Below are 15,182 nucleotides of genomic sequence, written 5' to 3'. Positions count from 1 at the left end.
AATTTTCCTTATTGGATCATCCCATCCTCTGAAGCTATATCGCGATTGATCTTCTCCATAAGTCCTGGGATAATTCCTTTTTGCCCGAGTTGTGATCCGTTGATGGCCGCACATGCTGTACCATTATACTTCTCACCAATGCTATGCCATGCATCTTGAAGTCCTGGACTATTTACCGAAGCGATTACTTTAGCCGCAGAAGAAATACCAAGTGCATCTAGTTTATCTTCATTAAAGCGATCTTCTTTTCTTTTTTCACACGATTCAAGAGCATCACCTTCTTTGCCATTACATTCTTTGTTTACGTAAGCATCTCTTCCGCTATCACTCGTAATCATCGAACAGAAACCACGACCATATCCTTTTTCTGAGTCTTTAAACTCATTAGATCTTTCTTGTAATGACTTAATTTGTCTTGCCATTGTTCTATTGTTCTTTGTTAGAACCTTTTTAAAGTCTTCGCTTAATTTCCCATCTTCTGTTGTAATGTACGTTTTAAGTTCCTCTTCAAATTCCTTTTCATCTTTACTTAACCCTTTAATTAATGTTTCAGTTAAGTTTGTAATAAGTTCTTGATCACCACCATTATCTTCACAAAGAGTGATAAGTTGCTCATTTGGACTGTCATCGTCACCGTCGTCAGAGAGTAGACCTTCACGTCCAGCTTCATCACAGAAGCGATTGTATTCATTGATCTGTTCAAATATTTGAGTACTGTTGCTCCCTGGGTTAAGAAGGCTTGCAGGTCCTCTTTGTGGTTGTTGAGCTTGTAGAACTGAAGCAATTTCAACAGCGTCAGAGTAGAGCTCTTTTGCTGAGTGATCACCACTACAACCTGGCCCATAACCTTGTTCTTGTAGGCCTCTCATCTTTTGGCAGAATTCCATTTGTTTTCCTGCATTCTCGGCAGCTTGTTTTCTAGCTTCCTCTAGTTGTGAGGCTATCTTGTTATTTCTTTCTTGAATTGCTCCATTACAGTCTGAAACAAAGTTTTGCCACTTTGTGATCTCATCATTTAAGCTTTGTCCAATTGTGCCTTTTTGTTCAGCAATATGATTCATTTGCTCTTTTTTCCAGTTTTCAAGACTTCCTTTCATTTTAGAAATATTTCCAACCATCTGATCCATTAATGCTTTCTTAAACTTTTCTGGATCTTTTTCAAGAAAGATACCAGCTATTTGTTGATCACTTTTTGGAACATCAATAGCAGTAAGTCCACCTTCAAATGTTAGACCGTTCATTGATGATAATCCAAAAGCTTTTGCTGCTGCTGGTGTTAGGTTAGGGAACATTCCCTTATACATTTTGTCTGCAACATTTGACATGTGTGACTGCATTTGAGTCACAAGGGCCTTGGCCCTTTCTTCTTGTTGCATCATTTGTGCATTATAAAGGTCAGCTTGTTGCTTTAGTTCTTGTGTCTTTTGTTGCACTAAGTTCTCTGTGAATGCACTACATTGTGCAAGGTTTTCAGAACAAGACGCTGCCTGAGTTACACAGAAGCTTGAGCTTGATGTATTATAAGTATCTTTAGAACTACAGCTACTTAGTTCAACAGAGCGTCCATTACAATTGTATAATGCTTCATCGATAAGAGCAGAAATACTTCCTTCTCCTCCTGAAGCGATACTTCTACTTGTATCTTCTTGTAGTTTCTTAGCTTCACTTACTAGTTCTTGAACTTCTGCACGATATGTTTCAAGTTTTGCAGCATCACCAGCTGGCTTTAGATCACCATTATAGATTGCTGTACATTCATTCTTTAGGTCATTATAGTATTGACCAACTGATTTTGTTACATCACGACCGCTACTATTAGTTACAGTAATTCTGATATTTCCATCTTCGATTGAGTTAACTGTACGATCAAGTGCTGATAGAGAAGTTGGAGAGCTAAATGCATCAGAAGCAACTCTTTTAAAACGGCTTAAGGCATCACCACTATTTCCTAGCTTTACGTGATCGAAGCTCTTTAATGATTGTGCTAGAGGAGTTGAGTATGCAGCTCTATTTGAACCTGACATACACTCTAAGACAAACTTTTCTTGATATGAAGCAGTACTCTTTGCAGCAAGACGTTCTACTTTTGCACTAAAGCTTGGATCTAATGGATCCTTTGGTATGTCTGCATCGCTTACACCAAGTTTGCTCATAAGATTATTGATCTTAGCAGCTCTTGTTCCAAGGTCTGCTCTTAGGTTACCTTTTCCGATATCATTAAATAGTTTCCCAAACCTTAGGCCACTATAAGTACTATTTCTTGTAAGGGCACCTAGTCCGTCTTTTTTAAGAGCAGCAATAACTTTTTTCTTATCACTTGCTATTTTTGCATTTAATTCAGCAAGAGAGTGTCCTCTAAATCCTTTTGCTTCTCTTTCATCATTTGTCATTTTATCTTTTAGGCCAACAAGTCCACCACCTCTAGGGCTTTTGATGATCTTGTTAACATCATATGCATCGACGCAGTTTTCTGGTAGTAGCTTATTAAAGTCAGTATTTTTAAAGTCCTGACTTACTTTATTTCCGCCACCATTTAGTAATGCGTTTAATTCATCGACTTTGATTTTATTCTTCTTTTGAATTTCAATTGTTTGATTTAATTGAGCTTCAAATTGAGCAATCATCTCTTCATATTTAGATGTCATTGATTGGTAATTGTCTTCAATACTTTTTAGTCCCTCTGTAAGACATTGTTCCCCGATATAAGGAGGAACATTGCGAGGTTTTTTAAAGCTCATATATTCATTTAGAATCTTTTGTCCAAATTCAAGAGCTTGCTCTGGAATTTTCATTTGTCCACCAACACTACAGGCACCATTTGGAGCAAGGATTGGTTCAGGAGCAAGAGGGCAGTTAAAGGCAGGGTGAAAACGACGAGCAGACATCTTCTGTTGTGCATCTGCTTGTGCTTTATTGAATGAATGCAGGCCTTGGATTTCTTGTTGTGAAAGTTGTCCTTGGTTATACATCTGCTTAGACATATTACCGACAAGATTTAGGGCACCCATAATTGTTTTAGCACCAGAGCCAGAAGTGTATTGAGACCATGTCTCTCCATCTTTTTTTACAAAAGCTTGAGCACTTAATGGTAGAGATGAATGAATAAGAGTTAGTGCAAGTACGCTAACCTTAACTTTTTTTAAAGAAGAATTTTCACCTTCTTTATTCAAGCTCTTTGTTTCTTTGGCCTTTGTTAATCTTTTCACTTTAGTTCCCCTGTCAATTCAATGCCTTATACTTATCGACAAATTATCTATTTTCTTTATTTTATTAAGGTTTTCAATTCTGACCTAGTAAGTTGGGTAATTTATTGTTTCGACAAGAAAATAAGTCCTTGAAATTATGAATTGGATCACGTCATTTCATAGTGTTAAAATATATCTAAATTTCAAAATTTCTAAAAATATAGTGCCAAATTTTGTGGCCGTTTGAAGAAATAACTATTATTTGGAAGCAAAATCTCTATGTTTTTTACACCGAAACGATATTTAAAGATTACGGCCACTATAATCGACTTATGCCTATGTTTGTTTTTAAGCTACGGATTATTGTCAAATGAATTCGTGTTGGCACTGGCCAACTCTGTTTTTCATATTTCAAAGGATTCTCTCTCGATCCAGCATCTCTTTGTTTTTGTCGTGACTTATTTCTTCTATTATTTCTATTGCGCACTGTTGTTTAGTTTAACTTTTGGGCAATTAATATGTGGTGTAAGAATTATGGCCCCTAGCTTCTTTTTGCGAAGATTGGCCGCCATTATGCGATTAATACTTTTACCAATTCGTGTTGTACTTGACCTATTTTCTAGAGAAATTGAGCATCCTTGGAGTTCTAAATTAACAGCATCTCGCTTAGTATATCGTTCAAAAGTAATCTCTTACTTCTTTGCTACGTTAATCTGTCTCATAGCAGTCGCCTTAACACCTTTTAGTCCTTTGATGTATAAGCAACAACTTCTAGGACAGCAACAAGTTGATTATGGCCTAAAGAGTTTTGTGGAAGGGGATATTAAGGACTTTGAATCTTTTCAAGAAATTGGTTCAAAAACTTTGGGATTTTCTAGTTTCACAAACTTGGCAGATGGGCGTTTTGAGCTTATTCCAAGTTATGAAATTAGAAAGGTTTCCTCAAAAACAATCTTTCGTCCTTTAGTATCTCTATGGGATAAGAAACTTTCAATTAAGGGCAGTTTTAAAATAGCTTCACGTTTTGATCTCTATGAGCTTGTTAAAGTCGCAAAAAATAATCTTTGGTTTTTTAGCCTTTACTATCCCGAACTTGATAAATCGTTGGAGTTATCAATTAAAGATGACAAGGACTACTTCTATATTAATCAACGAGCATCACTAGAGCTGTTTCAATTAATATCAAATGCTTTTCTTGTTGATTATAAAAATATTCCTAAATTAATGATGAAAGGGCATTTCCAATTCCTACCATACCTTCAAATGAAACTAGAGCTATCTAAGTTACTTGAATTAACACACGATAATTATGTGGACTTCATTAAAAGTGGAGACACTATATTTGTACGTAAAAAAGATTATTCTGGTGAGAATATTATATACCGTGAAACTTATTTTAGTCTCTCTCAGTTGAGACCTATTGTTTATAAAAGTGTTTGGGACAGACATCTTGATAATGATAAGTCACAGGCCGCTTTATCTAACGCACTTTTTTTCAAAGCTAGATGGGGAAAGAAAGTTGAGGAGAGATATGATATTTGGATTAAGGAGAGCTTGTTTAATCCTTTATTTGCCTTTGATTTTTTAAATGAAGTTGATCAGAGTAAAGATTATCGACGAAACTTTGAAAGATATATTTTAGGAGTTTACGTTGAGTCTGCTTTATCTGCCCTAGAGTCTAATCAGCAAGATTATATCGATACTGTACGTTCAGCCTTGCAGCGTTATTCTTTAGTTTTTAAAATGGCATTAGAAAGAAAAGACATATTTTATTCTAAAGCGACAATTAAGGGTTTCAATGACATTCTTCTTGGCCTAAAATTAAAAGATAGAAAGCCAATTTTAGAAGTTAAGGAAAAGTTGAAATGACATTATGGATGGCCATTGTTTATGGAATAATTCAAGGATTAACAGAGTTTCTACCTGTTTCAAGCTCTGGTCATTTGGCCTTACTTCCATTCATATATGAGTTTAAAGACCCTGGAATATTCTTTGATTTAGCTATGCATGTGGGAACAGCTTTGGCAGTAGGTATCTACTTCCATAAAGATGTCTTAAGAATTTCAAAAAATGCAATTTTCTTTATTCTACCTGGAAAAACATGTGATGATTTCACTAAGAACTTTATGATCGCAACTTTTTTTACAGGCTTTTTTGCATTAATCTTAAAACCAGTTGCTGAAGCTTATGGAAGAAATGAAGTCTTTATTGCATTCAACTTAGCATTCTTCGGTATCTTATTGTTCATATCAGATCGCATAAGTAAAACAAATAAGAATATGGAAGGGTTTCGTGCCTCATCGTCTATTGTAATTGGACTATCTCAAGTACTGGCAATTTTTCCAGGAGTCTCACGTTCAGGTATTACAATTACTGCGGCAAGATTCTTGGGGCTTTCTAAAGCTGACGCTTCTTCATTTTCATTCTTATTATCTCTGCCTCTTATTTTTGCAGCCTTTATGCTCAAAAGTTATAACTTAATGTCTAGGCCACAAGGTGTGCAATTTGAGCTCTTTAATTGTGCAATAGGCATGTTGGTTTCATTCTTTGTAGGCCTTGCTACTATTCACTATTTTATGAAACTTATTAAGAGAATCCAATTTGGTTACTTTTTAGTTTATCGCTTGATTTTAAGTGCGCTAGTTTTTTATCTTCTCAAGTGATTCTTCAATTGTTATTTTAGGTGAATAACCAAAATCAACTCTTGCATTATCATGCTTGAAATAATGAGAAGTTCCCATTTGTAGGGCCACAAAACGTGTCATTGGTGGTTGATCGTCATACTTTCCTATAAGCTTATAAACTAATTCGAAAATAAGGCCAATAAAGTATACGATCTTAAGAGAAACTTTATTACTAATAGGCTTTTCACCCTTGGCCTCTAGTATTTTATTAATGAAGTCCCATAGGTTGACGGGTTTCTCTTGGCCAATAAAATATGCTTTTCCTTGATTCTTGGCCTCTGTAGATAGCTCTTTTAAGGCCATGACATGTGCATGTGATGCATTCTCTACGTAGTTAATATCAACTAAATTCTGGCCATCACCAATAATTTTTAAACGGCCACTTTTTGCCCTTTGAATAAGTCTTGGGATGATATTCTTATCGCGTTCTCCATAAATTAAGTGAGGCCTAATTGAAGTTGTTAGTATTCCATGGCCATTTGACTCTAGGACAAATCGTTCTGCAATAGATTTGGATTTTGCGTATTCATTAAGATATTTTTTTGGATAGGGAAGTGACTCGTCTCCATTTTTAATCTCGTCTTTTCCAAAGACTACGCTTGGTGTACTTGTGTAGATTAAATATTTTGCACCTTGTTCCTTCATAGCATTTACAAGTTTCTTTGTTCCATCAACATTAATGCGATGAAAGTCTTTACTCTTTCCCCACATTCCAACTTTTCCTGCAGCATGGAATACTGCATCGATATCTCTTAAGGCATTTTTAATATCTTCATAATTAGTTAGGTCGCCTTTAATTGTTTCGATACCGAGCTCGTCAACTTCTGAGGTGTGTCGACGAGAGAAGTTGATTACTTCATGTCCATCTTTTAATAAGTCTTTTGCAATATGATAGCCTAAGAAGCCAGTAACACCTGTAACTAAGACTCTCATGACTACCTCAGCTTCCCTGCTTGTGCTAGTTTTGATAAAGCCTTGCGATCAATTTTTATATTGTGGCGAATATCAACTGGAAATTTTGAGCAGATATAAATCTCATCGATATCTTTTGTGTGTGAGTGTTGATTGGCCATGATCTTTAACTCTTGTTTTAAGCGAGATTTATTCATGACAAATGAATTTGGTTCAACACTTAAAGCAGGTCTAATGCGATTATTTTTAAGAATCCATATCAAAGCGGATTTCTCAACTAATGGATGTTTATTAAATATTGCTTCTATTGAGATTGGATAATATGTCGTGGCATGGGCCTTTACTTGATGGGCCTTGCGTCCATAAAACCAGAGTCTACCTTCGTTATCAATTCTTCCAATATCACCCATGCGGTGCCAGAATGTATCACCGTCATAGATTTTTGCTTCTCGTGTTTTGTCTTCTAATTCATGATAAGCGGCAGTAGCTGTTTTCGTTCGCACAATAATTTCACCAATCATTCCGCTAGGAAGCTGCCTTGTATCTTTTATATCTTTAATTACGCCGTCTACATCTTTAATAATTCTAATTTCTACGCCTGGACAAGGTAGACCAATACAAGTACCAGAACCCTTAGCAGTTTCAAATTGTGTTTTGGTAAGAACTTCTTTTCCGTTAAAACAGCTAACTGGCAAACATTCAGTTGCTCCATATGGTGTATATGTGTCCGCATCTTCACGAGTCAGTCTTGAAAGTAGTCTTTCATGTACTTCATTGCGAACAGGAGCACCAAACATAACAATGTATTTTACAGTATCGAGTGTTTGATTCGTCTTTTCTAGATGACGTCCAACTCTATCCCATATAGCAGGTGAGCCAGCAACAAATGTTGCCTTATTATCATTGATATTTTTAATGAGTGCTTCGGGATCACATTTTGCTGGTTTACTCGGGTTCATGTCTGGGATTACGCTAGTCATTCCCATTGACATGGTAAAAAATGAAAATAGAGGAAACCCTGGAACATCAATATCTTCAGCAGTTAGATTGAATAATTCCTGTAGCACATCAGTTTGTCTGTTAAATATTTCATGTGTGTATTCAACACCTTTTGGCCTACCAGTTCCACCGGAAGTAAAGAGAATGGCCGCTAAGTCTTGAGGGGCAACTTCTTGTGTACTAAAGTCCCTATGTTCTTTATTTCTGAGTGAACTAATTGTTGTTAAAGAAGAAAGTATCTTACTTTCTGTAGTGAAATACTTCTTAATTGTTTTAAAGCTATCTTTTTTAAATAGCCTTAGAATATGCACGATATTAACTGCGATTAGATAGTCAGGTTTTGCATCTTTGATTGCTTTAAAAAGGTTTTTAAGGCCCATTCCTGGATCAATTAGAATAGGGATGGCCCCTAGTTTAAAGAGAGCAAAAGTAAGGGCAGGGAAGTCAAATGATGGTTTTACAAAAAGTAAGACCTTGTCTCCTTTTTGGATACCTTCTTCATTTAAGCAGGCCGCATAGTGAGAACTTAAGTCATTAAACGCTTTAAAACTTAATTGGTCATACTTATATCCACTGCCTGTTTTAACTGGAAATTTAAGACAAGTCTTGTCTGGAGTTTTTTGTGCCCAGTTCTCAATTCTAAGAGCTATATTCATTCAGAAAGCCTTTTATTTCTTTAAGACAATTTTCTCTTTCGTCTTCAATCACATAGTGACCAGCATTTTCATATACGACATACTTAGTCTTTGAGTCCTCTTGGGGATAAAACTCTTTCCATCTCTTTAAGAACTTCATATTAAAACAGAAATCCTTAGCGCCCCAGAGAAACATTTTTGGACATTTTACGTTCTTTAGTCCATTTTCAATCTCTTCTAATCTTCCATAACTTGGATGGGACTTTGTTAGTGGAATATCTTTTACAAATCGAGCTGTAGCAATTCGATTCTTGTAGCTATTATATGGGTGGAGATAACCTTCTTTAATATGTTTAGCTAGAGGCTTTGTTGTGGTCATAAATGTTGCAGGCCAAGCAAAAGCATTAAACGTGCGAACCATTGGCTCACCAATAAGAGGGAGCTTACAAAGAGCAATTCTTTTTGGGATATCAAGAGACTTAAATGCAGCTGTATTAAGTAGAATAACACCTGTTACACTTTCTGGTCTTGATGTTGCAACACCCATTCCAATAGCTCCACCCCAATCGTGAACTAGAAGTTTAAACTTCTTTATTTGGAGTTGATCAATAAGCATTAGGACGTTATTGATGTGATTTTCTAATGTATACTCATAGTCTTGAGGCTTATCTGATAGGCCACATCCAAAGTGATCAGGAACAATACAACGATAATCTTCTTGTAATTCTTTTACAATATTTCTGTAATAGAATGACCACGTTGGATTTCCGTGAAGCATGATAACAACTTCACCTTCAGGATTACCTTCATCCAGATAGTGATATTTATTGCCATTGATTTCAAGAAAATTATTCCTAAATGGGTATTCGTGTTGCCAAGTATCGATTGTCATATCCATTACCAAGTTACTCCTAGTACAGAACAAGAAAGACCAGAACCAATTCCTACAAGAGCAACTTTCTTACCTTTTTCAATTCCCTGTTCATCATTCATTTTTGCAAGTGTAATAGGAAGCGCTGCTGAGCCTGTATTTCCTAAAGTATCAAATGTATCAAATGTTTGATGTTTATTTAGTCCTAGCTCTGTTAGAACGACTTCTTTATGTGCCTTACCAACTTGATGGCCGATAACGATATCAATCTCATTAGCTTTTAATTGAGACTCTTCAAAAGTTTTCTTTGCTAGTGCCTTTCCGTATTTTAGTAATTCTTCAGAGTCTGTTTCCATGACAAGTGTCTCTGGGTTACCATCGCCTTGGCATAGCTTATTTGCTGTCGAGTCACTTCTGTTAATTATTGAAGTAATTTGAGGTGCATTAGGGGCCTCGCTCTTATGAGCTAGACAATATGCTACACCTGCAGATCCAATTGTTAAGTTTGCAAAAAACTTTTTAACGCTTTTTCTTGTAATTGTTTGATCTTCATTAAGTGTTTTAATTGTGTTTTCTAAAAGGGGAGCGCTATTTTCACCAGATAGAATAATTGCACGCTTAATAGCACCTGTTTCAATCATATTTGCCACAACTTCCCATCCACTAATCATACCTAAGCAAGCATTTGAGATATCAAATAGGCTACAGCTTTGTGGCATTTCTAAATTAGAGTGAATAACCGAAGCCGTTGAGGGCTCTAAGAAGTCACGACATACACTGGAATTAATTAGCAGGTTGATATCTCTTTTTTGAATACCTTTTTTAGAAAGCTTTTCTAGGAGCTTTTCTCCTGCCTGAGTTGCAATTGAGCTTGGCCTAGTTGAATTTGGCCAAAAACCTCGTGACCTAATTCCCGTCATAAGCTCTAGTCTTCCATGAGGAAGTTTTAATCTTGTATATATAGGTTCAAGTAATTCCTCAAGTTTATCACTTGTTAAAACTTCTGGAGGATCTATATATGCGTAGTCTTCTATTACGACATTATTATACTTCATTTTTTTTCCTTTCTTATTCCATTAGGCCATGTAAGTTTGCCATTGAAATTCCACTTAGCATTGAGCCTATGATTCCTAGGAATCCCTGATCTGTTCCACATAAAAACAGTCCATTAACTGGTGTTCTACCATCACGTAGTTTCTGAGTTGAGCCGTAAACACATCCACGCATATGGCCTGTGTAGCGTTCAATTGTATGAGGTGTGAAAACATCTTTGAATTTCACATCAAGCTTCGCATTTGGATATATTGTTTTAAGAGTTTTTAATGATTGCTCGTATATTTCATTTTTCTTAGCTAAATAGGCCTTGCGATCAGTATTGACTAGTTCTTTCCACTTTTCGTAATTTGCCATGTAAGTAAGTCTAATTAGGCCTTCATTGTTATCATCATCTGCAAAATTATTTGGGAAACAAATGACTGCACTTTTGTCGTCGATAAAGTCGCTTGGAGCTCGATATTGATAATCTTCTCTTTGATTGTAAAAGAGAATAGTGTCATTCATATCAAAGTCTTTAGGTCTTTCATCTAAACACAGAATAGTCTCACAAAAGGTCATCGGGCCTACTTCTATCTTTTGAGATGTTTGGCCTTGAGTGATTGACATTGTTTCAGGGTGTCCCATACTTGAGATTACTTTTTCACATTCAAGGACTTCACCGTTTTCTAGGGTAACACTTGTTACTTTATCATTTTGTGTATTGATCGATTGGACACCTGCGCGAAAACGAAGTTCTCCTCCTAGATCTTTATACTTATCAAGTAGGAGATTGATAATCTTTCGAACACCTCCATCTGGTCTAGCAAAACCCTCAAGATAAATACTTTTAAACATGATTACAAACTGAGAGAAATCCATGTCGTCTTCCCATGCAGATCCATAAATCAACAAAGGTGCAAAGATCATTGAGATAAGCTTTTCATTTTTTATATATTTTCTGGCAACATCTTTTGCCATAAATGTTTCATTAGTTAGGGCGACTTCATTGAAGTCTTTTATGTGTTCCACAAATAAATTGAATTCATCAATATGAGTAGGGAACTTTTCTGCAATGTCTTGAACTAAAGTAGCAAAGTCATTGTTGAAAGTAAGAGTTGTATCGGGAAAGATAATCTTTGATTGTTTTTGTTCAATTAATTCTAGCTCTTTCCATGGAATACGTAGTTGTTTTAAGAGTTTTGTAAGAGGTTTTCCTCTTTCTCCTCTTTGTGCAAAGTTAGTTAGAGCGTGTAGACCAACATCAAAATTTCTTTTACCTCGACGGTAGTATGAATTCAGTCCTCCCGAGATAGAGTGCTTTTCTAGGCAGACAACTTTCTTACCAAACATCGCAAGTCTAATACTTGCAGCAAGTCCACTCATCCCAGCGCCAATAACAATTACATCATATTTTTGTGTCATATCGTTTCTTTTTTAAAAATTGGCCACCTTTGGTGGCCATGTATCAATTTATTGAAATTTTGGTGTTAGATAAGCAACACAAGAGTTCATTGAAGCAAGCTCTGGGTAGTCTTCTTGAGGTACTTCTACAGCGTGTTGTTTCTTAAGCTCCATAACGATGTCTAGAAAGTCCATTGAGTCTAGATCTAGTTGGTCTCTTAGTGGAGTTGCATCATCGATTGTTGTTACATCATCATCAACAGCAATGTCTGCAATAATATCTACAACGATTTGTCTTACTTGTTCTGGTGTCATTTTCTTCTCCTGTAATTCTTTTTACTTTAAATTAAGCCTTAGCTTCGTATTTTTTTATAATTAGCGTTGAGTTAATACCTAACATTCCAAATGAATTGTTTAGGATATACTTCACATCTTTTTTTAGTGGTTTTTCTAAAACGAGTTGATCCATTGCACATTCAGGATCGATCTCATCAATTTTGTGACAAGGATGAACCATTCCATCTTCAAAGCTTGGAAGGTTTCCTGCTAGCTCTAATGCACCAGCAGCACCCATTGCGTGACCAATAAGGCCTTTTGTACAATTAACAGCAACTTCTGGAGCATCCTTAAATGCTTCTTTAATTCCTGAAACTTCTTGGATGTCGCCCATTTTTGTTCCTGTCGCATGAAGGTTTACAATATCGATATCCTTAATTGTAAGTCCTGCTTTCTCAATTGCTTTATGTACACATTGCATTTGACGCTCTGGATTTGGTAATACGAAATCTGAGGCATCACTATTTGTATGATAGCCAACGATTTCACCGTAAATTTTTGCACCACGAGCGAGTGCATCTTCTAGTCTTTCAAGTGTATATACACATCCACCTTCAGAGATAACGATTCCATTTCTATTGTTATCAAGTGGACGACTTGCTCTAGTCTGATCTTCTGGGAAGTCTGCTAGAGCACCTTGCGCCTTAAATGAAACGTGGTTTCCAAATGAATTTGCCGATTCTGATACACCACCTGCAAGAGCGAGATCAACTTCTCCAAGTTGTAACATTTGTACCGCTTGGATTAGTCCCATATTCCCGGCCGCGCATGCAGCACCTATTGTATAGTGAGGCCCTGTAATTCCTAGATTTAGTGAAACTTCACCAGCAGGAGCATTGGCAACTGTTCTTGGATTGTGGTGATGAGTCCAAAGTGAATTATCTTCATTGTTATTCTTGTAGAATTGGAATAATTCTTCTTCTGTCTCTACTGGCCCATGCTCAGTAATTCCAAGATAGATTCCAATTCGAGACTTATCCATTTCATCGATATTGAGATTAGCGTCTTCTAGTGCTTCTTTAGAACAATAAACAGAGATGCTTCCTACGCGTGTTCCACGTTTTCTCATCTTTCCTTTTTGATGCTTCTTCACATCAAAGTCACATTTTCCAACTGGAATTTCTCCCATAAATCGAACTTCTTCGTAAGTGATTCCTGACTTTTGTTCAAGAAGTGCTGAGCGGAATTCTCTTAAATTATTTCCATTTGGTGCTGTTAGTCCAACACCTGTAATCACAACGCGTGATAGATTCATTTACCTGCTCCATTATGTTTTTCATTTTCAATTTTTGATACAATATTTAGAAATGAGTTTCTTAAACCAGTCTTAAGTCCTGATTTAAGTTGATTAATATCTGTCATAGAGTTTTTTAATACTTTCGTCACAACTGGGAACTTCTCAATGGCCATATAAGGATTATCTAATTCTTTGCTGATAGAGATGATGAATTCGCTCAATGATTTTGCAAATCGAGTTGTCGTTAAAATATTTGTTAGTCGTGTTTTTCTTTTCTCATCTTTTATAAGGTTTAAAGACTCTGAAGTGATATTCTCAAACTCTTCGATGATTTCAAGTTCACGTTTCTTTACAATATTGGAAACGATATTGATGGCATCATCATTGGCCTCATGGATTTTCATTCGTTTAATTTCAGGATGATCCTTAGTTAGAACCATCTTATATGTTGAAAGCGTTTTTAAGGCACTTGAAACTGCTGGTTGCGATAGACCTAAGATCTTTTCAATCTCATCAGAGGCAAGGGCCCTTGGAGAATAAACGAGTACGCCAAAGACAGCGCCTTCAATGCGCTTAAAGCCGACTTTTGAAAAGAAAGCTTCATAATGAGGTAGATAGTCTAGTAGACTGGCCTCGATAATCTCAATTTCCATATTTTCAGTTACTTTCATCTTGAAATTCTTTACTCAAAAACACGTTAATATTTTAAATATAAAATATAAGTAATATTGTCTAAGTGGTCAATCTTAAAAGGATCTTGAGCGCTTATGAAGAGCATAGCGTTAAATGATGTGCTGCAAGGTGCATTCTGGCCCTAAAATAATATCTAGTTACATTAAGCACCTGTTAATTTTTCAACTTGGGGCCAGTATGCTACTAAAAACGTCAATTATGTGGTGTATAAGTTGGCATGAATCTTGAACTAGTTTCACTATTCAATTTTAAATCAAGAAGATTTAACTTTAACACTATCGGCAGCGAGGGGTGTCGAGTTTTTGAAACGTAGGGAGAAAATTACATGAAAAACTTATTGGTTATTGCAGCGCTAGCAACTTTATTCGCATCTTGTGGACGTTCAGGTGGAGGAAGCAGTTCTTCTTCGACTTACGGTACTTACACGTCACCTTATGTTACAGCAAATGGATTTGTATCAGCTCTAAATAGTGTTGATCCTTATTATTATGACCTAAATACACTTGAAAAAGATGAATATGACTCTCTTAGAGAAGATTTCTTTGTTTACTGGGATGCTAAATATAATGAATTTGTAGCTATTGATATTACATACCTTAGAACTCTTGCTTATTGGGACTACTACTCAAATAATCAAGGTCTAGCAGATGAGTTCCGTGATGTTCAAAGTGATGATGCTTGGGACTATGGAATTATCGGTGACGGTTGGGGTGATGATTACGAAATCGTTGATCACGTGGGTTACGATGTATTTGGTGATCCAGTATTTGAAGGTTTTGATACTGGTTACTACTATGAAGATGAAGAAGAAACAATGGATACAGGTCTTATGGCCGCTAATGATGAAGAGTTAGAAATGTTTAACAAAGCATCTCTTTATTCTCAAGCATTTAAACTTCCTTCAGATAAAGCTCTTTCTCTAGTAACGATGGAAAAAGAAGTTTCAAGAATGCTAGAAAATGCTAAAAACGGCGAACTTCTTGAAGAAGACCAAAAAGCAATTGCAAATAATATCAAGCACTTTACAGGTAAGTCGATTGAGGAATTCATGGCCGCAAAGAATGATCTAAATGCACGTGAACAAATCATTGATGATGTAGCTGGCCACTTAGGAACGACAACTCAGAATATCGAAGATGTTATCCTTCCAGAGCTACTATCAATTGAATTATAAGTTGTTGATAAGACAAGAAA

At 36.1% G+C, this 15,182-nt stretch carries 12 protein-coding genes; 3 read left to right on the top strand and 9 right to left on the bottom strand.

Annotated features, from left to right (window positions below):
- Positions 1–8 precede the first annotated feature (8 nt).
- A complete protein-coding gene (locus ACN5L8_RS02120; protein WP_419172172.1) occupies positions 9–3,206 on the bottom strand; it encodes a hypothetical protein in 3,198 nt (1,065 codons plus the stop codon).
- Between the two features lie 552 nt (positions 3,207–3,758).
- Here ACN5L8_RS02120 and ACN5L8_RS02115 point away from each other — a divergent pair.
- Positions 3,759–5,054, top strand: a complete 1,296-nt coding sequence (locus tag ACN5L8_RS02115; RefSeq protein ID WP_419172171.1) for a hypothetical protein — start codon at positions 3,759–3,761, stop codon at positions 5,052–5,054.
- Positions 5,051–5,848, top strand: a complete 798-nt coding sequence (locus tag ACN5L8_RS02110) for an undecaprenyl-diphosphate phosphatase (RefSeq protein ID WP_419172170.1) — start codon at positions 5,051–5,053, stop codon at positions 5,846–5,848. The genes ACN5L8_RS02115 and ACN5L8_RS02110 overlap by 4 nt, the downstream gene beginning before the upstream one ends.
- On the opposite strand, the gene ACN5L8_RS02105 is transcribed toward ACN5L8_RS02110, so the two are convergent.
- Genes ACN5L8_RS02105 through ACN5L8_RS02070 form a run of 8 tightly spaced genes read right to left on the bottom strand, consistent with a single transcriptional unit; the run spans position 5,825 to position 13,966 of the window.
- The gene (locus ACN5L8_RS02105) at positions 5,825–6,802 is read right to left on the bottom strand and encodes an NAD-dependent epimerase/dehydratase family protein (protein ID WP_419172169.1); all 978 of its coding nucleotides are present in this window, start codon (positions 6,800–6,802) and stop codon (positions 5,825–5,827) included. The two genes, ACN5L8_RS02110 and ACN5L8_RS02105, sit on opposite strands and share 24 nt — an antisense overlap.
- Before the next feature lie 2 nt (positions 6,803–6,804).
- On the bottom strand, positions 6,805–8,436 hold the full coding sequence (locus tag ACN5L8_RS02100) for a fatty acid CoA ligase family protein (RefSeq protein ID WP_115362937.1): 1,632 nt from the start codon (positions 8,434–8,436) through the stop codon (positions 6,805–6,807).
- Complete coding sequence (locus ACN5L8_RS02095; protein WP_167849483.1) at positions 8,420–9,313, bottom strand: alpha/beta fold hydrolase; 894 nt, start codon at positions 9,311–9,313, stop codon at positions 8,420–8,422. Before ACN5L8_RS02095 ends, ACN5L8_RS02100 begins: the two co-directional genes overlap by 17 nt.
- Positions 9,313–10,341 (bottom strand): 3-oxoacyl-ACP synthase III, encoded by a 1,029-nt coding sequence (locus ACN5L8_RS02090; protein ID WP_334678472.1) that lies wholly within the window; start codon positions 10,339–10,341, stop codon positions 9,313–9,315. Before ACN5L8_RS02090 ends, ACN5L8_RS02095 begins: the two co-directional genes overlap by 1 nt.
- Before the next feature lie 13 nt (positions 10,342–10,354).
- Positions 10,355–11,743, bottom strand: coding sequence for a phytoene desaturase family protein (locus ACN5L8_RS02085; RefSeq protein ID WP_419172168.1), 1,389 nt, complete (start codon positions 11,741–11,743; stop codon positions 10,355–10,357).
- 48 nt (positions 11,744–11,791) lie between these two features.
- A complete protein-coding gene (locus tag ACN5L8_RS02080) occupies positions 11,792–12,037 on the bottom strand; it encodes an acyl carrier protein (RefSeq protein ID WP_115362930.1) in 246 nt (81 codons plus the stop codon).
- Between the two features lie 31 nt (positions 12,038–12,068).
- Positions 12,069–13,313, bottom strand: coding sequence for a beta-ketoacyl-[acyl-carrier-protein] synthase family protein (locus ACN5L8_RS02075; protein ID WP_115362928.1), 1,245 nt, complete (start codon positions 13,311–13,313; stop codon positions 12,069–12,071).
- On the bottom strand, positions 13,310–13,966 hold the full coding sequence (locus tag ACN5L8_RS02070) for a GbsR/MarR family transcriptional regulator (RefSeq protein ID WP_115362926.1): 657 nt from the start codon (positions 13,964–13,966) through the stop codon (positions 13,310–13,312). The genes ACN5L8_RS02075 and ACN5L8_RS02070 overlap by 4 nt, the downstream gene beginning before the upstream one ends.
- 347 nt (positions 13,967–14,313) lie before the next feature.
- On the opposite strand from ACN5L8_RS02070, the gene ACN5L8_RS02065 reads away from it, so the two are divergent.
- The gene (locus ACN5L8_RS02065; protein WP_115362924.1) at positions 14,314–15,162 is read left to right on the top strand and encodes a hypothetical protein; all 849 of its coding nucleotides are present in this window, start codon (positions 14,314–14,316) and stop codon (positions 15,160–15,162) included.
- The last annotated feature ends 20 nt before the right edge of the window (positions 15,163–15,182 follow it).

Origin of the sequence: Halobacteriovorax sp. (assembly GCF_048381875.1) — a bacterium.
Lineage (GTDB): Bacteria > Bdellovibrionota > Bacteriovoracia > Bacteriovoracales > Bacteriovoracaceae > Halobacteriovorax_A > Halobacteriovorax_A vibrionivorans.
Note: the sequence above shows the minus strand (reverse complement) of the source record. Positions and strands in the feature narration are given on the sequence as shown.